Annotated in this window: 14 protein-coding genes and 2 pseudogenes; 10 read left to right on the forward strand and 6 right to left on the reverse strand. The window is 67.4% G+C overall.

All coding sequences use genetic code 11. The features are described 5' to 3' along the window. Positions 1-148: 148 nt before the first annotated feature. The 6 genes from CGL27_RS10960 to CGL27_RS10990 all read left to right on the forward strand — a co-directional run bounded on the left by CGL27_RS10960 (position 149) and on the right by CGL27_RS10990 (position 8,190). On the forward strand, positions 149-1,492 hold the full coding sequence (locus CGL27_RS10960) for an extracellular solute-binding protein (RefSeq protein ID WP_119986252.1): 1,344 nt from the start codon (positions 149-151) through the stop codon (positions 1,490-1,492). Then, the gene (locus tag CGL27_RS10965; RefSeq protein ID WP_162952953.1) at positions 1,492-2,397 is read left to right on the forward strand and encodes a sugar ABC transporter permease; all 906 of its coding nucleotides are present in this window, start codon (positions 1,492-1,494) and stop codon (positions 2,395-2,397) included. The genes CGL27_RS10960 and CGL27_RS10965 overlap by 1 nt, the downstream gene beginning before the upstream one ends. 2 nt (positions 2,398-2,399) lie before the next feature. Then, complete coding sequence (locus CGL27_RS10970; protein WP_162952954.1) at positions 2,400-3,293, forward strand: carbohydrate ABC transporter permease; 894 nt, start codon at positions 2,400-2,402, stop codon at positions 3,291-3,293. A gap of 76 nt (positions 3,294-3,369) precedes the next feature. Further along, complete coding sequence (locus tag CGL27_RS10980) at positions 3,370-5,229, forward strand: hypothetical protein (RefSeq protein WP_162952955.1); 1,860 nt, start codon at positions 3,370-3,372, stop codon at positions 5,227-5,229. Between the two features lie 52 nt (positions 5,230-5,281). Beyond that, positions 5,282-7,933, forward strand: a complete 2,652-nt coding sequence (locus CGL27_RS10985; protein WP_119986260.1) for a family 78 glycoside hydrolase catalytic domain — start codon at positions 5,282-5,284, stop codon at positions 7,931-7,933. 14 nt (positions 7,934-7,947) lie between these two features. Beyond that, on the forward strand, positions 7,948-8,190 hold the full coding sequence (locus CGL27_RS10990; protein ID WP_119986262.1) for a hypothetical protein: 243 nt from the start codon (positions 7,948-7,950) through the stop codon (positions 8,188-8,190). A gap of 18 nt (positions 8,191-8,208) precedes the next feature. On the opposite strand, the gene CGL27_RS10995 is transcribed toward CGL27_RS10990, so the two are convergent. Next, positions 8,209-9,153, reverse strand: a complete 945-nt coding sequence (locus CGL27_RS10995) for an integrase core domain-containing protein (RefSeq protein WP_119986264.1) — start codon at positions 9,151-9,153, stop codon at positions 8,209-8,211. Between the two features lie 440 nt (positions 9,154-9,593). Between CGL27_RS10995 and CGL27_RS11000 the strand changes: the two are divergent. Then, positions 9,594-10,692, forward strand: a pseudogene (locus CGL27_RS11000) (integrase core domain-containing protein). Then, positions 10,689-11,660, forward strand: coding sequence for an integrase core domain-containing protein (locus tag CGL27_RS11005; protein ID WP_240450460.1), 972 nt, complete (start codon positions 10,689-10,691; stop codon positions 11,658-11,660). The pseudogene CGL27_RS11000 and the gene CGL27_RS11005 overlap by 4 nt, the downstream one beginning before the upstream one ends. A 140-nt stretch (positions 11,661-11,800) precedes the next feature. Here CGL27_RS11005 and CGL27_RS11010 read toward each other — a convergent pair whose 3' ends face one another. The 4 genes from CGL27_RS11010 to CGL27_RS11025 form a co-directional block, all read right to left on the reverse strand. Then, a complete protein-coding gene (locus CGL27_RS11010; protein WP_119986266.1) occupies positions 11,801-12,898 on the reverse strand; it encodes an LLM class flavin-dependent oxidoreductase in 1,098 nt (365 codons plus the stop codon). A 478-nt stretch (positions 12,899-13,376) separates the two neighbouring features. After that, the gene (gcvPB, locus tag CGL27_RS11015) at positions 13,377-14,933 is read right to left on the reverse strand and encodes an aminomethyl-transferring glycine dehydrogenase subunit GcvPB (protein ID WP_119986268.1); all 1,557 of its coding nucleotides are present in this window, start codon (positions 14,931-14,933) and stop codon (positions 13,377-13,379) included. Next, complete coding sequence (gene gcvPA, locus CGL27_RS11020; RefSeq protein ID WP_205587667.1) at positions 14,930-16,306, reverse strand: aminomethyl-transferring glycine dehydrogenase subunit GcvPA; 1,377 nt, start codon at positions 16,304-16,306, stop codon at positions 14,930-14,932. The genes gcvPB and gcvPA overlap by 4 nt, the downstream gene beginning before the upstream one ends. Before the next feature lie 95 nt (positions 16,307-16,401). Then, a complete protein-coding gene (locus tag CGL27_RS11025; protein ID WP_119986272.1) occupies positions 16,402-17,625 on the reverse strand; it encodes an ATP-NAD kinase family protein in 1,224 nt (407 codons plus the stop codon). A gap of 359 nt (positions 17,626-17,984) precedes the next feature. Between CGL27_RS11025 and CGL27_RS11030 the strand changes: the two genes are divergently transcribed. Next, positions 17,985-18,440, forward strand: coding sequence for a transposase (locus tag CGL27_RS11030; RefSeq protein WP_205587668.1), 456 nt, complete (start codon positions 17,985-17,987; stop codon positions 18,438-18,440). Further along, complete coding sequence (locus tag CGL27_RS11035) at positions 18,388-19,209, forward strand: DDE-type integrase/transposase/recombinase (RefSeq protein ID WP_119986274.1); 822 nt, start codon at positions 18,388-18,390, stop codon at positions 19,207-19,209. Before CGL27_RS11030 ends, CGL27_RS11035 begins: the two co-directional genes overlap by 53 nt. Here CGL27_RS11035 and CGL27_RS11040 read toward each other — a convergent pair. Continuing rightward, positions 19,204-19,530 (reverse strand): annotated as a pseudogene (locus CGL27_RS11040) (DUF3291 domain-containing protein); the annotation flags it as partial. The gene CGL27_RS11035 and the pseudogene CGL27_RS11040 overlap by 6 nt on opposite strands. Positions 19,531-19,614: the final 84 nt, after the last annotated feature.

The following is a 19,614-nucleotide window of genomic DNA, read 5'->3' on the forward strand; positions in this document are numbered from 1 at the left end:
ACGGACAGTTGACGCGGTTCTAGCGTTCACGGCCAGCGCGACCGGCAAAAAATTGTTTCGAGCACTAAGGTCACTTCTTTTCGGACCTGTGTGGCCGGCGGTTCTTCGCGCGACGTCTTCGCCACTCACTCAAAGGGACAGACCCAAGATGACGCGATTCCACATGGCGGGCCCGGCTCGGCCGACCCCTTCCACAGGTTCCTCCGGACTCTCCCGGCGCGGCCTCCTCGGAGCGGTCGGCGCCGGTCTCGCCGCCACGCCGCTGGCGGCGTGCGGTTCCGGCGGCTCGGGCAGTTCGGGCGGCGGCAAGGAGATCGTGTTCATGAACCAGTCGCGGGGGCAGGCCGCGACGTTGAAGAAGCTGGCCGCGCAGTACACGAAGCAGGTCGGCGTGGAGATCAGGATCGACGACGTCGGCCCCGCCGACTTCCTGACCAAGCTCCAGTCGAGCTCGCAGTCCCGGAACATGCCGGACATGTTCTCGGTGGTCGACGGCCATTCCATGACCCCGTACTACAAGGCGGGCTGGGCCATGGACCTGACCGACCAGCTGAAGGGCAGCTGGGGTGACACCTTCCGGCCCGCCACCCTCAAGACGACGACGTTCGGCGCCGACAACCCGCAGCACGTGAAGGCGGGCACCTACAGCGCCCACTGGGAGACACCGGCCCTGGGCGTCTTCGTCAACGCGGCGATGTACAAGGGCGCGGGGCTCAACCCGGACCAGGCCCCCGCCACCATGAGCGAGTTCATCGACCAGATGCGGAAGATCAAGAAGACGGGCAAGGGCCCCTTCTGGTTCGCGACGAGCCTGTCCAACCAGCTGATCCAGTCCTACGGGTCCAACTACATGTCCGACGAGGAGCTGAACGCCACCTTCGTGGGCAAGAGCAGTTGGAAGAGCGAGGGCTGGCGCAAGACCCTGCAGCTCGTCGTCGACCTGCGGGATGCCGGCGTGATCTACAACGGCTCGATTCCGAACGGCAACAGCGACAACCCCACCGTGGAGAAGGCCTTCTTCAACACGCAGGGCGTCGCCGCCATCTTCGACGGCACCTCGGCCGTCGGTGTCGCCCGTGCGACCGCCCCGGAGTTCACCGACTTCCGTTCCTTCCCGCTGCCCAAGGCGGACGACGGCACCCAGACCCCGCGCCTGGTCGGCGGCGCCGCCAAAGGCGCCGCGGTCAACCCGCGCAGCAAGAACGCGGCCAAGGCGCTCAAGTTCCTGCAATGGTTGACCGCGCCGGACCAGCAGAAGGTCTGGGCCGAGGGCGTCCCGCTCATCCCCTCCGCGCGCGCCGTCTCCGAGAAGACCATCCCGCAGCAGCTGACCGGCATCGCCGCGAAGATCTCCGACATCCAGCTCGTGCCGAACCAGATCCTGGAGCAGGTCAACACCGCACTGCAGAAGGGCACGCAGGCCCTCGTCCTCAAGGAGCGCTCGGTCGACCAGGTCCTCGGCGACCTCGACGCGGCGCAGAAGAGCGCGTAATGCGGCGCCGCAGCCGCGTGCTGGCGGCCTGGTTCTTCCTGGCTCCGGCACTGGCCATGATCGGCTTGTTCACGGTGGTCCCCTTCGTCCAGGGCATTCAGCTGAGCTTCCAGTCCTGGGACGGGGTGAGCCTCAGCTCTCCGTACGTCGGGCTCGACAACTACCGCTACGTGCTGCACGACACCCAGTTCTGGGGCTCGATGAGGAACGCCGTCCTGTACGGCCTGGTCGGCCTGATCGTCGCCAACGCGGTGTCGATGGTGATGGCGCTCGCCGTGCACCGGGCGCGTCGCGGGTCCGCGTTCTTCCGTACTGTCTACTACCTGCCGGGCGTTTTCTCCACGGTCGTGGTGGGCGTGATGTTCTCGTGGTTCCTCGACCCGAACATCGGGATCGTCAACCAGGCGCTCAAGACGGTCGGCCTCGACGGCCTCCAGCACAACTGGCTGGGAGATCCCAAGACGGCCGTGATCGCGGTCGCCGCCGTGTTCGTCTGGTACCACTGGGGCTTCGGCTTCATCCTCTTCCTGGCTGGCCGACAGGACGTGCCCAAGGAGTTGTACGAGGCCTCGTCGCTCGACGGGGCGCGCGGCTGGGCCCAGTTCCGCTACGTCACCTGGCCCGGGATGTCCCACGTCACCGGCATCGTCAGCGTGCTGACCCTGCTGGCCGGTCTGCAGATCTTCGGGACGGTCCAGGTGCTGACCAACGGCGGTCCCGCCGGGCACACCGAGGTCCCGACCCTGCACATCTACCAACAGGCCTTCCAGTACAGCGAGTACGGCCGTGCGGCCGCGATGTCCGTCATCTTCGGGCTGTGCCTGGTCGCTCTGGCCTGCGTCCAGCTGTGGGTCTCCCGCAGGCTCGGCGGATTCACCGACTCCCGGACGGAGAAGGGACGTTGACCGTGAACACGCTTCTCGACCCGGCACGGGAGACGAAAACCGCACCTGCACCGGCACGGATCAGCCGGCCTCCCCGCCGCATCCGCCTGCCGCGCATCGCCCTGTACGTCCTGCTGATCGCCGGAGCCCTCGAGGCTCTGGTACCGGTGCTGTGGGTGCTCAGCGGATCCCTGCAGAGCGGCAAGCAACTGTACAAGGGCACGAACCCGATCCCGCACCCCTTCGAATGGGGCAACTTCGCCACCGCGTGGAACGAGGGCGGCTTAAGCCAGTACCTCCCCAACAGCTTCCTCTACACCTCTGCCGCCGTCCTCGGGATCCTGATCATCGCGAGCCTCGCGGGATACGCCCTGGCCCGCATCGAGTTCCCCGGCCGCGGCGCCGTCGTCGGCGCGATCCTCGTCATCATGATCATCCCGCTGCCGGCGTCGTTCATCGCCCAGTACAAGCTGCTCATCACGCTCGGGCTCGCCAACACCCGCATCGGCTACATCCTCGTGCTCATCGCGGGCGGCCTGCCCATCTCCATCCTGATCATGCGCGGCTTCTTCGCCAGCCAGCCCAAGGAGCTGGAGGAGGCCGCAGCCATCGACGGCGCCAACCTGTTCACCACCTTCTGGCGGATCATCCTGCCGCTGGCCAAGCCCGGCCTGATCGCGGTGGCCGTCATCCAGGCCATGCAGGTCTGGAACGAGTACCTCATGGGCCTGGTGCTGTTCAACGACAGCTCCCTGATGCCCGTACAGCGCGGACTCACCAACTTCATGTCCGCCGAAACCCCGCAACAACAGATCCTGCTCGCCGCCTCGCTCATCGCCGCCCTGCCGATCGTCGTCTTCTACGCGATCGCGCAGCGCCACATCATCAGCGGCCTGTCGGCGGGAGCACTCAAGTGAAACGTCTCAATCGATCGTCTCAAGTGACCACGCAACGACCAGTGAGGAAGCTGCCGAGATCATGAGAGTTCGGAGTGTGCGTTCCGTCCTCGTCAGAGGAAGCGCGGCCGCCGTCCTGGCGCTCGCCGCGGCCCTGCCCAGCGCCCACGCGTCCACGGCCGCCGACGCGTCGGGCACCACGCAACCCCGAGTAAGCATAAGCGAGTTGCCGGTCCCGCCGACCGTCCCCGCGGACGGGGTCTGCACCCACCCCACCGGCTGCGTCTCGGCCGACTGGGGCGGCATCGGATCCCCGGGACCCGCCAGGAACGCGAAGTACGTGTTCCTGGGCATCACCTACGCGGGAGCACCGAGCACCGGGCCCGCGAGCATCTACACCGGCCCGCAGGTCCTGGTGGTCCGCACCGACGGCACCACCTTCCCGAACGGCGAGGCGTGGAAGTGCGTCACGTGCGGGGTGTCCTACAGCTCCGACATCGAGACCAGCCAGTTCACCTACCCGCCCGCGAACGAACTGCCTGACCGCAAGCGCGTCCTGGTCGGCAACGGCATCCTGTCGTGCGGCACCGACACCACCCAGTACGCGGTCACCGACGACCGCTGCACCGCCGCCAACACCCATATCACGCCCATCTATTGGAACGGCAAGCCGCTCTTCAAGCCCGACGGCGTCGGCATCAACAACGGCCGTGAGTGGCGGCTCAGCCCCGACGGCACGCACCTGGTGTGGGACGTCCTCGACTACAGGTCACTCTCGGAGATCCCGTACGTCGGCCGGATCACGTACGACAAGGCGAACAGCCGCTACGAACTCGCGGGCGTCTCCGTCCTCACCAACTCCTCGGCCGCGTTCCAGCCGCTGGTCGTCGAGAACGGCAACGAACTGCGGGCCAGCTACGCCGGCATGGTCGGTGAACCGCGCGGATTCACCGCGGACGGCGGTGCGACCCTCGGCATCCAGAGCCTCAAGTCCGACAGCATGGACGGCTGGGCCACCGACCTCGCCACCGGCGCCTCCCGGCCGGTGACCCGCAACGCCCACTACACGGACCCGATGGCGGCGTCCCCCGACGGCAAGTGGCTGGTCGCCGACGAGGTGACCGGCTCGGGCCGCCTGGACTTCATCTCCGGGATGCCCGGCATCCCCGCGCTCACCGCGCACGGCGGCACCGCCCCGTTCGTCGCCGGGATCCGCAACGAGGGCAACCGCCGCTACTTCTCGCCGTGGCTCGTCGACCCGAAGACCGGCAACGGGTTCCAGATCAACGCCGGGTCCGACCGGAACTGGAACGCGGCCGCCGACCCGGCGTGGCTCGCCGACAGTACGGCCGTCGTCTACACCGAGAACCTGGCCTGCGGCGCCAACCCGACACCGCACCGCTGCGTCGACTCGACCGAACCCGGCGGCCGCAACAGCCGGTTGATGATCGCCCGCTTCCCGGACTTCAGGCCCACCGCGCCCGTGACGCCCGTACCGGTCTCCGACAAGACCTGGGGCGTCCCGTACGACCCGTCCACGACTCCGGCTGCGGCGAAGCCGATCCCGACGGGCACATACACCATGCGCGGCAAGGCCCAGGGCTCGGCGACCGTGCAGATCACCAATAACAGCGCCGGCGCCATGCCGCTCAGCGTCGCCGTCTCCTACAGCAACTTCAGCGATGACGGCGCGAACATCATCAACGGCACCGAGAAGGTCGCACGGGGCGCCAACACGACGCTCGGCTGCACGGCGGGCACCGCCTCGGAGTTCGCCTGCCTCACCTGGACAGAGGACCTGAAGCTGTCCGGGCGGCACACCGGCACGAAGCGCACCGGACCCGACGGCTTCACTCTCGGCCCGTCCGTGGTGCTCCGCAACGACTTCCAGTCCGTCGGCACGCTCACCACCACCATCGACGGGACCACCTACACGCAGCCGGCCAACGGCCACTGACCGAGGCGGACCCCAGCGGATCCAGATCCGGACATCGGAGGAAAGAGACCGGATGACGCTCAACACCCCTGAAACACCGTACGAGTTGGCGATCGACAGCGGCGGCGACCGGTTTCCGGTGTCCGGCTGCCGCCCCCGCCTCTCCTGGAAACCCGCCTACGATGCCGGGGCGGCGGGAGACGAGTACGAACTGCAGATCACCATCGACGGGCATCCCGAGCAACGGGCCTTCGCCGTCGGCTACTTGCTCGTCGACTGGCCGGTGCGTGCGCTGCGCAGCGGCGAGCGAGTGCGCTGGCGGGTGCGACGTCGCGCCGAGCCCTCGGCGTGGAGCTCCTGGCACACCTTCGAGGCCGGGCTGCTCGACGCCGACTGGACGGCCTCCTGGATCACACCGGCCGACGAGCCACGCGCCTCGCAACTCCCGCCCGGCAAGCGGCCCGCGCACACCCTGTACACCACGTTCCACACCTCCGAGGTGGTACGAGCACGCCTCTACTCCACCGCCCTCGGTGTGTACGAGGCGTTCGTGAACGGCGAACGAGCGGGCACCGTCGAACTCGCGCCCGGCTCGACCTCGTACGACCGCACCCTGTACGCCCAGGCGGCCGACGTCACCTCGTCCGTCCGCTCAGGCGACAACACCCTCGAGATCGTGCTGTCCGACGGCTGGTACCGCGGCCAGGTCGGCGCCTTCCGCAAACCCGCCGGGTGGGGACAACTCCTCGCCGCCCGCGCAGAATTGCATCTCGGCCTCGCCGACGGGACACGCCAGGTGGTCCGCACCGACGAGCACTGGACATCCGCCTCCGGTTCGATCACCCAAGCCGACCTGATGGACGGCCAGATCACCGACTTTCTCGCCCCGGTCGCCGAGCGAGCTCCCGTCCTCGTCGACGCCGTGAGCGCACCCCCGATCACCTGGTCCCCGGCTCCCCCCGTGCGCCGCATCGAGGACCGCCCCTGCGTCTCGCTGACCCGGCTGCAGAGCGGGTCCTGGGTCGCCGACTTCGGCCAGAACGCCTCGGGCTGGCTCGCCCTCACCGACCTCGGCCCGGCCGACACCCGCACCGTGATCGACTACGGGGAGCACGTCGACCCCGCTACCGGCGACCTGACCACCACCCACCTCGACTGCCAGCGACCCGGCGACCCGGTCACCGTCTTCGTCCAGCACGACGAGGTCATCTCCTCCGGAGCCGAAGGCGAGGTCTTCGAACCCCGGCACACCGTGCACGGATTCCGCTACGCACGCCTGCAGCGCGGCGACGCACCGCTGAACACACTGAGCCTCACCATGAAGGTCGTCCACACCGACCTGCGCCCGACCGGCACCTTCGCCTGCGGCAACGACGACCTCAACCGCCTCTACGACGTGGCCCGTAGGAGCTTCCGGGGCAACGCCGTCGACGTACCCACCGACTGCCCGACCCGCGAACGCATCGGCTGGACCGGCGACTACCAGGTCTTCGCCCCCACCGCCGCCCGCCTCTACGACATCCACGGATTCAGCCGCAAATGGCTCCGCTCGGTCCGTGACGACCAGCTCGACGACGGACGCATCGCCAACTTCTCCCCGGACGGGCGCCGCATCAAGCTCCACACCGACCAGCGCCTCGACGGCATGACGGGCTCCGCAGGCTGGGGCGACGCCATCGTCCTCGTACCGTGGCTGCTGTACGAGACGTACGGCGACCGCCGGGCGCTCGACGAGAACTGGGACGCGATGGTCCGCTGGGTGGAGTTCGCGCTGGGCGCGGCCCGCACGAAGCGTCACCCCTCCCGCGTCGAGCGCTCTCAAGAGCCGTTGCCGCACGAGGAGTTCATTTGGGACGGCTCCTTCCACTGGGGCGAGTGGTGCGAGCCGAAACCCCGTGCCGCCGACGGCTCCATCATCGAGTCGCTGCAGGACTGGACGACCACGGACAAGGGCGAGGTCGGCACCGCCTTCCTGTACCGCTCCACCTCCACACTCGCCGCCGTCACCGGTGTCCTGGGGCGCGAGGACGCTGCCGCCCGGTACGCACGTCTCGCTGAACGGATCAAGGAGGCCTGGCGCACGGAGTTCCTCGACGACACCGGCCGCACCAGCGTCGACACCCAGGCGAGTTACGTACGTGCCCTGTCGCTCGGCCTCGCCCCCGAGGAGCTGCGCGACGCGGTCGCCGCGCGCCTGGCCACTCTGATCCGGGAGGCGGGGACACACCTCGGCACCGGCTTCCTCTCCACCGCCGACCTGCTGCCCGCCCTCGCCGACACCGGGCACACCGACCTGGCGTACGAGGTGCTGCTCCAACGCACGTCGCCGTCCTGGCTCGGCATGCTCGACCGTGGCGCCACCACCATCTGGGAGGAGTGGGACGGCGTCGACGAGAACGGTGACGCGCACGAATCGCTCAATCACTACAGCAAGGGTGCCGTCATCCAGTTCCTGCACACCCACACCCTCGGCCTACGCCAAGCCGAAGGCTCCGTGGCCTGGGAGCGGTTCGTCGTCGCGCCCGTACCCCATCCGTCGGTCGGCTGGGCACGCGGCACCTTCGACAGCCCGCGCGGCACCATCGTCGTCGAATGGTGCATCCAGGGCGGGGAGTTGGACATCAGCGTCGATGTCCCGCCCACGTCCACCGCCACCGTCGTCCTGCCCGACGGCAAGGAAGCGACGGCGGGCCCGGGCCGCAGCGCCTGGCGCACCATCCTTTGAGCCAGGGAGTTCACATGTCCGTCCTGCACAGCGAAGACTCGGTCGGAAAGCTGGTGTCCCGACTGACGCTGGAGCAGAAGGTCGCCCAGCGGACCGGCCTCAGCGTCATGCACCTGACCGACCGCAAGAAGCCCATACCGGAAGGCGCGGGGCCGGAGATCGACCCGAGCAAGCTGGCCGGGTTGCGGCCGCACGGAGTGGGCCATCTCGCGATGGCGTGGTTCCTCGGCCACGATGCGGACAGCCTGCGCTCGTGAAGGGTGTCAATATTCCGATCAGGCTGCTGAGCTGGGCGTTTCCTGTGGATGGGGAGGCACTCGGGGTGACATGGCGTGGTACTCGTTGAGCAGTCCGCCAAGTACTTGGCGGCGCCTGACCGTGGCAGCGGCTAGGGGGATGACGTTCGGGTCGTCGTCGGGTGCCCGTAGGCCGAGGCTGCGGTGGGCCCGTCCCGCGTTGTAGTGCTCGGCGTACTGGTGAAGGACAGTACGCAGGTGCCGTTCACCGGTGATCAGGATGCGGTCGGTGCACTCGGTACGGACTGTGCGTATCCATCGTTCAGCGAACGCGTTGGACCGGGGATTTTGCGGCGGAGTCGGGATGACGGCTGTGCCGTTGTCAGCGAAGACGGCGTCGAACGCGGCGGTGAACTTGCTGTCCCGGTCGCGGATGAGGAACCGGAAGCACCCAGTCCTCTCCTCAAGGTCCATGAGCAGGTTGCGGGCGAGCTGGGCGACCCATGTGCCGGTCGGGTGGGCGGTGACGCCCAGGACGTGAACGCGCCGGGTGGCGATCTCCATGACGAAGAAGACATAGAGGCGCTTGAGGAAGACGGTCTCCACGTGCATGAAATCGCAGGCGAGCAGCGTGTGGGCCTGTGAGCGCAGGAAGGAACGCCAGGTATGCTTGGAGGCGCGCTGCGGTGCGGGCGGTAGACCGAAGCAGCGCAGAACGCGCCAGATCGTGGCGACCGCAGCCCGATGCCCGAGCCGCCGCAGCTCACCTTGAATCCTGACGTACCCCCAGGTCGGGTTCTCTCTCGCCAAGCGCTGGATGAGCGCGACCGTCTCTTCCGGCAATGACGGCCGACCGGGGCCGACCGCCGTCTGGCGCCACTTCCAGCGCACCAGACGCCGGTGCCAGGTCAGCAGTGTGCCCGGGGTGACCAGTCGATGGCGACGTAAGACGGAGGGAAGGTGCCGTGCGAGAGCGGAGAGCACGGCACGATCAGCCCACGAAAACCGCGGCTGCTCGACCTCTCGTGTTTCGCACTTTTTGGATCACCGGGGCGGTGAATGGGTGTGTGTTGATGCGCTCGATCGGATGGCGCGAGACCAGACTGCTCTTGGGATGTGACAGGTAGACAGAAGCATCGGCGGTGTCTGTTTCACCCAGTTGAGAGTGATCCGCCGATGCTTCCAGTGGGCACGATACCGCCGTCCTTATCCGCTTTGCTGGCTGTCTGCCGTTCCTGCTTCACCGCTCCGACGTTCCGCACGTTCTGCGTTCTGCTGACCGGGCTGGTCGCGCAGACCCTGTGCTTGCCGAGAATTCATCCTCCCTGGTCGGAGGCCCGCACTGGACCTCACAGTCGTCGGCCGCGGTCGCTCGAGCCGGCGCTCTCGCGTAGCCGGTGGTCCACGCGTCATGATGACCGATCGTGCTGCTACGACTGGCCTACCTCGGTGTGACGAATGCGTTCGCGGTGCTGCGTCTGCTGCCGATGAGCGACCAGGACAAAGATGCAGAGATTCTCGCCCTGCGCCATCAGATCGCGGTCCTGGAACGCCAACTCGGCAAGAGAAAGGTCCGGTTCAGCTCAAGCGACCGGGCGTTCCTGGCGGCGCTGCTGCACCGGCTTCCGCTACCCACCCTGCGGCGTGTGCGGCTGCTCGTGCGTCCTGACAACGGTGCTGCGCTGGCATCGCGACCTCGTCACACGCCACCATGCCGCGTTATCGCGACCCCAGCGACCTGGTCGACCTCGTACGGTGCGCTCCATCCGGATTCTGGTGCTGCGTCTGGCGAGGGAGAACCCGCAGTGGGGGTACAGACGGCTGCACGGTGAGCTGCTCGTGCTGGGTGTGAAGGTGGCCGCGTCGACCGTCTGGAAGATCCTGAAGGATGCCGGCATCGATCCGGCGCCCGACCGGAGCTCCAGCACGTGGGCCGACTTCCTGCGCTCGCAAGCCGACGCCCTCCTGGCCTGCAACTTCCTTGAGACGGCCACGTTATCCGGCGCGCGAATGTACATACTCGTGGTGATCGAACACAGCAGTCGCCGCATCCGGATCCTGGGCGCCACCGCACACCCGACCACCTCCTGGGTAACACAAGCGGCGAAGAACCTGGTCATGGACCTCGAAGACGTCGACTGCCGGGCACGATTCATGATCCGAGACAGGGACGGGAAGTTCCCCGCCCTGTTCGATGGCGTCCTCGCGGACGCGGGGATCACAGTCGTACTCAGCGGCATCCAGATGCCGAGAATGAACTCGCTCATCGAACGGTGGGTACAGACCTGCAGACGTGAGCTCCTGGACCGGACCTTGATCTGGAACCAGCGCCACCTCCTGCACGCCCTGCACAAGTACGGGCAGTTCTACAACGCCCACCGACCCCACCAGGGCATCGCCAACGCCCGACCGCTGCACCCACTGCCCACACCGATCAACGATCCGGACAAGTTGAGCCGCCTGGACATACGCCGCCACGACCACCTCGGCGGCATCCTCCACGAATACCAACATGCAGCATGACCTGCACGGATGAAGTATTCGGCAGGGACAAGGTCACCTCGCCCAAGCTCGGATGGCCGCACCGTGCACTGCTCGCTGCTCTGTCCCGACTGCTCCCCCGCGCCTTGCGTGAACACCGGATCGTCTCACCGCGCACCCTGCTGGCCTGGCACCAGCGTCTGGTGAAGCAGAAGTGGACGCAGTCGCCGTCCACCGGGCGGCCGCCGCTGCCCGAGGAGATCCGCGACCTGATCACCCGGCTCGGCGCCGAGAACCCCCGATGGGGCTTCCGACGTGTGCACGGCGAACTGCGCCGCCACGGGTACAAAGTCAGCCCCGCCACCGTCCGTCGGGTGCTGCGTGCTGCCGGTCTCGGTCCCGCGCCGCGCCGCCAGCCGACGCGCGGTGAGTGGGCTGCCTTCCTCAAAGCCCAGGCCAGCGGCCCGCTCGCCACCGATCTCTTCCATATCGACACCATCAGCCTGCAGCGACTCTACGCACTGTTCGTCATGGAGGTGCGCACCCGCACCGTCCACATCCTCGGCGTCACCGCCCACCCCACCACCGCATGGGCCACTCAGCAGGCCCGGCAGTTCCTGAGGCAACTCGGCGATCGGGCCGCCGAATTCACTCACATCATCCGCGACCAGGACGCGAAATTCACCGCCGCCTTCGACGCCGTGTTCGCCAGCGAGGACATCACTGTGACCAAGATCCCCCCACGCAGCCCCAACTGCAACCCACACGCAGAACGCTTCATCCGCTCAGCACGGGAAGAGTGCACCGACCGTGTCCTGCTCTTCGACCGTGGCCACGCCGAGAAGATCCTCCACGACTACGCACACCACCTCAACAACCACCGACCCCACCAAGGCCGAGACCAACTCGCGCCCACCGACAACCCGAACGTCATCCCCCTGCCCGCAGCCCGGATCAAACGCCGACAAGCCGTCGCCAGCCTCACCAACGAGTACCACCGAGCCAGCTGACCATAGGAAAAATCCCAGCTCACAACCGATGAAGCCTTTGTGAAGCGCTACGGGGCCCGTCGCTACAGTCCGCCGCCCACGAGCCCTACCCGTGTGCCACCGCCGCGCCGTGCGGCGCTCCGCGTTCCCGGCGCCGAGGATCAGGCGGGCGCCGGCAGTCCGTAGGCGTCCGCGATCAGCTCGTAGGAGCGTAGGCGGATGTCATCGTCATGGGCGTAGGTGGTGAGCATCAGCTCGTCGGCGCCGGTGCGCTTCTGCAGGTCGTCGAGCCCGGAGCGTACCTCGTCCGCGGTGCCGTGAATGACGTCGGAGTTCCATGACCGCACGAAGTCCCGCTCCATCGAGCTGTAGGGGTAGGTCTCGGCCTCCTTCGGTGTAGGGATGAGTCCGGGGCGTCCCGAACGCAGCCGAATCATGCTCAGCGCGTAGGCCAGCACCTGGCGGCGGGCCTCCTCCTCGTCGTCGGTCGCCAGCGCGGAGACGCCGATGAGTGTGTACGGCTCGTTCAGGGCCGCAGAGGGCCGGAACGACTTCCGGTACAGGTCCAGCGCCGGGACGGTGTTCTGCGCCGCGAAGTGGTGCGCGAAGGCGAAGGGCAGCCCGAGGGCGCCGGCCAGCTGTGCGCTGAAGCCGGAGGAGCCGAGCAGCCACACCGGCGGCCGGTGCGGGGACTGGACGCCACCGGGGGAGGTCGACTGCACGGGGCCGGGAACGGCGTGAACACTGCGGTAAGGATGTCCCTTGGGGAAGTCGTCGTCCAGGAACCCGATCAGCTCGGTGAGCTGCTGCGGGAAGTCGTCGCCGTCGCCTGGCAGGTCGGTGCGGCGCAGGGCGGCGGCGGTGGCGCCGTCGGTGCCGGGCGCGCGGCCGAGCCCGAGGTCCACCCGTCCCGGAGCCATGGCCTCCAGCGTCCCGAACTGTTCCGCGATCACGAGCGGGGCGTGGTTCGGCAGCATGACGCCGCCCGAGCCGAGCCGGATGCGGTTGGTGTGGGCCGCGATGTGGGCGAGGAGCACTGCGGGCGAGGAGGAGGCGACGCCGGGCATCGAGTGGTGCTCGGCGACCCAGTACCGGTGAAAGCCACGGCTTTCGGCGAGGCGAGCGATGTCCACGCCGGTGCGCAGAGCGCCGACGGAGGTCCGTCCGGCGCCGACGGTCAGCAGGTCCAGAACGGAGAGCGGTACGGGCGCGGTGCCGTGAGTGGTGCCCCGGATCTCCTCTGTGGAGTCGACAGTCATGATGGATGCCTCCTTGTTTCCTGTCGTTTGCCGCTGTAACCCGGAGGGTGTTTCCGGCTATTTGAGAGGTGGATCGTGATGCCGTCGGGCAGGTCGGCTGCACGGAGGGTTTGGTCTGAGCTCACGGGTGGGCAGGAAACGCCGGCGGCGTCGGCGGGAGATGAGGGATCCGGCTCCTACACCTGCTCACGGTACGTACGGGCCGTCACCGTGCTGCCCGAGTGACGGTTAGTCCGGGTTCACTCGGCCGACGTTGGTCGAGCTATTCGGAAGATGCGGGCGTGGCGCCAATCGGGTGCAGCGCACAGGCATTGAGATCGCCGCCACAACCGCGTCCGCGCCGGCGGGGTGCGTCATCCCTCTCGCATCGGCGCCCAACCGCCCACCGGTGCAGTTCTGCGCCGCGACGGTGCACGATCCGCCGCTGCAGGGCATTGGTCGCCCTGCCGCGACGGACCGACTCACAGCCCGCTCAGCTCTAGGCGCCGGTGTTCGCCCTCTTGCGCAGGTAGGCCCGCCAGGTCATGGCCCAGCGTGCGGGGTCCTCCATCGCGTCGTGATCGAGGCGGTGTACCGCCTGGTTGTGAGGCGCGGTCTTGACGATCTCAGGATCGGAGTACGCCTCATCGGAGATCCGGGCGAGAACCGCGATCCAGGTGTCGAGTGCTTCCTTGCCGTACATCTCGCCGGCCTCGGGCGTGAACGGCTCGGGGATGAGCCATGGTTCGTGGCTGGTCCACATGGCATCCACGCCGAAGTCGGTCATGCGGTTCTGGACGTCATGGACGTCCACCCCGGTTTCCTCCTTCATCTGAGCCAGGCTGTAGCGCGTCATTTCCAGGCGCGGGCTGGTCGCGTCGGGGTGCGAACGGGTGACGCCGCGGATGGCGAGCAGGCCCCGCTCCATGTAGTTGTTGGCGAGGACGGAGATGTCGGAGGCCTCGGCCACACCCTCCGCCCCCATGGCGCGGATCCAAGCGTAGGCCTTCAGTACCACGGGCACGTTTCCCCAGAACTCGCGGATCTTGCCGCAGCTCTCCGGCCGGTCGTGATCGAGGTAGTACCGGTCGCCGTCGTGGGCGACAACCGGAGTCGGCACGAAGGGTGCCAGTTCCGCCGAGCAGCCGTAGGCGCCGACAGCCGGTCCCCCCACCCCGCTCTTGGGAGCGCCGAAGGTCTTGTGAAGCATGAACATGCAGGCGTCGAAGCCGATCTCGCGGGCACGGATCTTGCTCATCATGCCGTTGAAGTTGGCGCTGTCGTAGAAGCACAGGCCACCCGCTTCGTGCACCACCCGCACCCACTCGCGCATCTCCGGGTTGTACACACCCATGTCGTCCGGGTTGTTGACCATGAGAGCGGCCGTACGGTCGGACACCGCGGCCTTCAGAGCGTCCAGCGAGGGGTAACCGTTCTCGTCGAGCATCAGGGTGATGACCTTGAAGCCCGCGGCGCCGGCGGTCGCGGCGTTCGAAGGGTGGGTCTGGATCGTGGTGATGATCTCGTCGCGCTGTTCCAGTTCGCCGCGGGACGCGTGGTAGGCACGTGTCACGGCGCAGCTGGTGTACGCGGCGTCGGCGCCGCCACCGGCCTGGAAGATGAACTGGTCCATGCCGGACAGCTCGCGCAGAATGGCGTCGAACCTGTGCACGATCTCGAGAGTTCCCTGCAGGGTGTCGTCGTCCTGGTAGGGATGTGCCTCAGTGACCTCGGGGCGCCATGCGATCGCCTCGTTCACCTGCGGGTTGTACTTCATCGTGCAAGTGCCGAAGAGGCTGACGCCCATCATGCCGAGAGTCTGCTGCGACAGCCGCAGGTAGTGGTAGAGCACCTCCGGCTCCGATACCTCGGGCAGTGACGGTCTGTCATGTCGTCGCAGAGCGGCGGGGATCAGGTCAGCGGCGTCCCCCACCTCGTCTCGCACCGCCTCCTCGGCTTCAGGTACGGCGAGGCCGCGGCGGCCCGGATAGCCCATCTCCAGGATGACCGGCTCGTTCCACACCGGGGCGTGGTATTCGCGAAGCTTGGCGCTCATCGTGCTACTACCTCCGAGAGTGCGTCGGCGAGACGCAGTAGGTCGGCTTGGGTGTGTACTTCGGTGACGCAGAAGAGGGCACTCTGCCCGAGCTCGGGGAAGTCGCGCGACAGGTCCTTGCCCCCGAATATGCCGTGCGCCCGCAGCGCCTTGTTGATGTCCGCGACCCTGTGACCCGTGCCGCTGAAGTCCACGACGAACTCCTTGAAGAAACCCGACGGGAAGGCCACCCGTACGCCTTCAATGGAGGCGATGCGCCGCGCGGCGTAGTGGGCGCGCTGCAGGATCAACTCGCCCACGTCCTTGAAGCCCTCGGGGCCCATCAGCGCCATGTAGACGGCGTTGGCGATGGCCCACATGTAGACCGAGTGACCGGTCCAGTCCTTGCCCCTCTCCCGCAGACCGTAGGAGCTCTGCTCGAAGAGGCTGAGGCCGAAGCCGTATTCGCCTTCCTTCGTCGTGTCCGTGATGCTGATGAACAAGGTCGGGTACTGGCGGGCGTAGCGTTCCTCGTCGCGCGAGGCGATGAAGCCGCCCACTCCACCGCCCGTGTTCATGTGCACGCCGAGCGGCTGGGTGGTGCCGATGACGATGTCGGCCCCGTAGTCGATGGGCGCAGCCAGCACGCCGAGGGAGATTGGATCGACGCCGACGATCGTCTCGGCCCCGGCGGCGTGGGCGATGGCGGCGATCTCAGCCCCCTGGTGCTCGATCACGCCGAGGTAGGAGGGGGTCTCGAAGTAAACTGCGGCCGTCCTCTCGCCGACGACCTGACGCAGGTCGTCGAGGTCCATCAGACCTGTCGCGGGGTCGAATTCGATGAGGCGGACCGTGATGTGGCTCGGCATCTCGACCGGTTCGCAGTAGTTACGGATGACGGAGAGCCGCTCCGGGTCGATCGCCCGAACCACCGCCACCTCGTCCCGCCCGGTGATGCGTGAGGCCATGCGGATCGCGTGCCCCGCCGCGACTCCCCAGCTGCGGACCGGCATGCCGACCAGATCCATCTTGAGGAGTTCACCGAGCTGACTGCAGAACTCGAACCAGGCCTGGTTGCGTCCGTGATCGGAACTCGGTTCACCGAACACCGAGGTGAGCCACTCATTGCGGCGCACCACCTCGTCGACGGCCGCCGGCACGTGGTGCTGCCAGCAGCCGGCGCCGAGGAAATTCAGGTTCTGCTCGGTGGTCTGATTCTTCGACAGCGTACTGATGAGATGGCGTTGAAGCTCACTCTCGGTCAGCGCGGGGGGAAGGTCGAGCGGGCGCGAGAGGCGGTGCTCGACCGGGACCTGACTGAACAGCTCCTCCACGGAACCGGCACCGATCGAGTCCAGCATTTCCTGCTTGATCGCCGGCACGGAGTTGGCCATGTACCGGTGGGCTACATGTTCTTTCATTAGATTCTCCTTGTATAGATAACCGTTGGGCTTCCGGCTCTGCCCTGCGCCGGATCGGCCGGTCGGGGTCAGGCGCTCACCTTGTAGAAAACGCTGCGGTCCGGGCCCGTGTGGAGCCGCATGTAGCCGGCAAGTAGCGCGTCGACCTCGGCGTCGCCGGTATCGACGCGCAGACTTGCCGCCTCAAGAGCGACGAGCTTGTCCAACGGGGTGACCACGACGATGCCCTCGCGGCCGACCTTCCGGATGACCTTGGCGCTGATCTGCTGGTTGCCGCGCCCGAACAGGTAGCCCTGGCCGCCCAGCACGCCTACTACGATGCGGGTGTCACGCCCCTCCATGAGGCCGAGCAGCGCCCGCTCGTCGAGATCGGATCCGACGAGCGCACCGTCCAGTACGGCGTCGACGCCGAGCAGCGTGGAGGGCAGGCCGAGCGACTTCATGACGCGTCGCATGGTGGTGCCGGGCCCCACGAGGTAGAGGCCCCCCTCCCGCATCCGTGCCGCGACGCGCTGGCAAGCCGCTTCCAGCACCGCGTTGTCGTCCGCTCGGGATCCCGCTTTGGCGTTCTGCGCGAGATGGCGCTCGTAGGGACTGCGGGCGTAGCCGTACAGGCGTGCCGAGAGCCGGTCCTCGCGGAAGGCGGTCTCGTCGAGGTCCATGACCTCAGCGTCTCGTAGTCGGGCCGTAGGACTGCCGTCGAGGAACAGGGCCGCGAGACCGCCTGCGCCTTCGGGGCTCGCGCCGAACACCGCCGAGTGCATCTTCACCCCCGCCGGGATGCCGAGCACCGGCACGCGGTCGCCGACCACGCTGAGGATGTCACGCGCCGTGCCGTCACCGCCTGCGAACAGGAGAAGGTCGACCGCCGAGAGTGCCATGGCCTCGGCGGCCGCCTTGGTGTCGGCAGGCCCGCTGGCACCCGGCTCTGTCCGGTGCACGACGACAGGGTCCAGTCCGGCGGCCAGCGCGCTGTGCTCGCCCAGGTCACCGGATGCCGTCACGAGGCGGAACGGCGTCTTCGAGGCGGTGAGCCGGGTGAGTGCGCGGACAGTTCGTTCGCCCGACAGCGGACGCGCGCCCCGCCGCTTCGCCTCTTCCAGGATGTCCGGTCCGTCGGTCCCCTTGAGGCCCACGCTGCCGCCCATGCCCGCGAGCGGATTGACGATCAGGCCCAGTTTCCTGCCCGTCCGACGCCCCTCGACCTCGCCAGCGAGGGGACGCTCCGGTTCCGCCGTCGCTGCCCCAGCAGCACCGAGCGTCGCATCATCTCGGTCCGGGTTATCCGACATAGGGCTGAACTCCTACTTGTAGATCAAGAGGGTCTTCTTAAAGCGGCGGAGCATCACCGCAAGGACTCAGGACGAGAGCCAAACACCCCTGAGCGACAAAGAGAAACAAAACTTCGGCCGCACCTACGCCGTGTAGTTGTTAATAGGCTTCTCACGCAGCTGTGAGTCGTTCCATTACTGGTTCGCATGGCAGGAAGAACGCAGTCGAGCGCGAGGCCGGTGAGTCGGAGGTGGCCGCGTCGGTGAGACCGTGCACGGCAGGGTGAACATTCCTCCGAGGACCGGGGACCTGACCTCGCATGTTGGACACCGGAAAGACTTGGATCTCGATGGTCCAGGAGAACGGAGTCCCTGTGGGGATGAAGCACTACCCCGCCGAGTTCAAGGCTGACGCGGTCGCGCTGTACCGGTCCCGTCCGGGAGCGACGATCAAGTCGGTCGCCACCGGCCTCGGAGTGAACACCGAGACGCTGCGGAACTGGATCCGGGCCGCCAACGGACGCCGGTCCGGTACTCACTCCACACCTGCTGCGGCACCGCAGCCTGGCGGTGACGCGGTTCAGGCAGAGCTGGCCGCCGCGAGGAAGAGGATCCGCGAGCTGGAGGAGGAGCGGGACAAGGCGGCCCGGTATTTCGCCGACCGGGCGCTCACGCGCCACCCACTACCGCCGCATCAACCCCGGGCCGAAGCCCGCACCATCCCCGAGACCCGCGCCCGCCTCGGCCCTCTCGCCGGCCGAACGGGCGGAGATCCTGGCGTTGTTGAACCGACCGGAGTACGCCGACCTGCCGCCCGCCCAGGTCTGGGCCCGTGAGCTGGACGCGGGGAACTACTGGTGCTCGGAGCGGACGATGTACCGGATCCTGTCCGCCGCCGGGCAGAACGGCGAACGCCGCCGCCAGGCCACCCACCCGGCCAGGACGGTCCCCGAGCTGGTGGCGAGGGGCCCGTCACAGGTCTTCACCTGGGACATCACCAAGCTGCCCGGCCCGGACAAGGGCATCTGGTACCACGCCTACGTCATCATCGACATCTTCAGCCGCTACATCGTCGGCCACACCGTCGGGCGGGCCGAAACGGCTGAGCGGGCCGAGGAGCTGATCCGCGAGACGATCGAGCGCAACGGCATCGTGCCCGAGACGGTGCACGCGGACCGCGGCACCTCGATGACCAGCAAGAAGGTCTCCCAACTGCTGATCGACCTCGGCATCACCAGGAGTCACTCGCGCACCAGGGTCAGCAACGACAATCCGTACTCGGAAAGCCAGTTCAGGACCACGAAGTACGCCGCCGACTACCCGCAACGGTTCGATTCGCTGGCCCATGCCCGGGAGTGGATGGACGCCTTCATCACCTACCGCAACCACGACCACAGACACTCCGGGATCGGCCTGCACACCCCCGCCTCCGTGCACTTCGGCACTGCAGAGGAGGTCCGCGACCAGCGGGCCGTCGCTCTCGTCGAGGCATACGAACGCCACCCCGAACGCTTCGCCCACCGACCGAAGCCACCCGAGATACCCGACCAGGTCTGGATCAACAACCCGACGAAACGCAGGGAACCCGAACCACAAGGTTCATAGCGCCACGAACGTCTCATTTGACTTGACAACTACCGTTCCGGCTGGATCGAACGAGTGGTGGAAGGTGAAGGCGTACGGTGCGTAGCCGTGATCGTGGAGGTGTTCCAGCCTGGTAACCCCGTCCTGCCAGGTGGGTATCGTGTCGTCGGTAACCCACCAGAACACGTAACCCGGGTGCCCCGCCCTCTCGAACCAGTCGTAACGCCTGTTGAGCGCCGCGCGGTGCAGACCGGTACAGATGGAGTCGAAGGCGGATGGCAGGTCGGTCCAGAGTGAGAGGGTCGCTATCAGGGCGGCGGTTTCCACAGTGCTGCGCCCCTGCTCCTCCCACCTTCCCGGAGTGAGGTCATGTGTGACCATCTCACAAGCCCGCGTTAACCTGGCAGGAGCGCGCAGCGCCTGTCT

Origin of the sequence: Streptomyces sp. 11-1-2, from assembly GCF_003595545.1 — a bacterium.
GTDB lineage: Bacteria > Actinomycetota > Actinomycetes > Streptomycetales > Streptomycetaceae > Streptomyces > Streptomyces hygroscopicus_B.

Bases quoted from the DNA above. Each gene is read 5' to 3' on its own strand.
- CGL27_RS10960 (WP_119986252.1), top strand. From the start codon at position 149: ATGACGCGATTCCACATGGCGGGCCCGGCTCGGCCGACCCCTTCCACA.
- CGL27_RS11030 (WP_205587668.1), top strand. From the start codon at position 17,985: ATGAAGCACTACCCCGCCGAGTTCAAGGCTGACGCGGTCGCGCTGTAC.
- CGL27_RS10985 (WP_119986260.1), top strand. From the start codon at position 5,282: ATGACGCTCAACACCCCTGAAACACCGTACGAGTTGGCGATCGACAGC.
- CGL27_RS10965 (WP_162952953.1), top strand. From the start codon at position 1,492: ATGCGGCGCCGCAGCCGCGTGCTGGCGGCCTGGTTCTTCCTGGCTCCG.
- gcvPA (WP_205587667.1), bottom strand. From the start codon at position 16,306: ATGGCCAACTCCGTGCCGGCGATCAAGCAGGAAATGCTGGACTCGATC.
- CGL27_RS11010 (WP_119986266.1), bottom strand. From the start codon at position 12,898: ATGACTGTCGACTCCACAGAGGAGATCCGGGGCACCACTCACGGCACC.
- CGL27_RS10990 (WP_119986262.1), top strand. From the start codon at position 7,948: ATGTCCGTCCTGCACAGCGAAGACTCGGTCGGAAAGCTGGTGTCCCGA.
- gcvPB (WP_119986268.1), bottom strand. From the start codon at position 14,933: ATGAGCGCCAAGCTTCGCGAATACCACGCCCCGGTGTGGAACGAGCCG.
- CGL27_RS11005 (WP_240450460.1), top strand. From the start codon at position 10,689: ATGACCTGCACGGATGAAGTATTCGGCAGGGACAAGGTCACCTCGCCC.
- CGL27_RS11025 (WP_119986272.1), bottom strand. From the start codon at position 17,625: ATGTCGGATAACCCGGACCGAGATGATGCGACGCTCGGTGCTGCTGGG.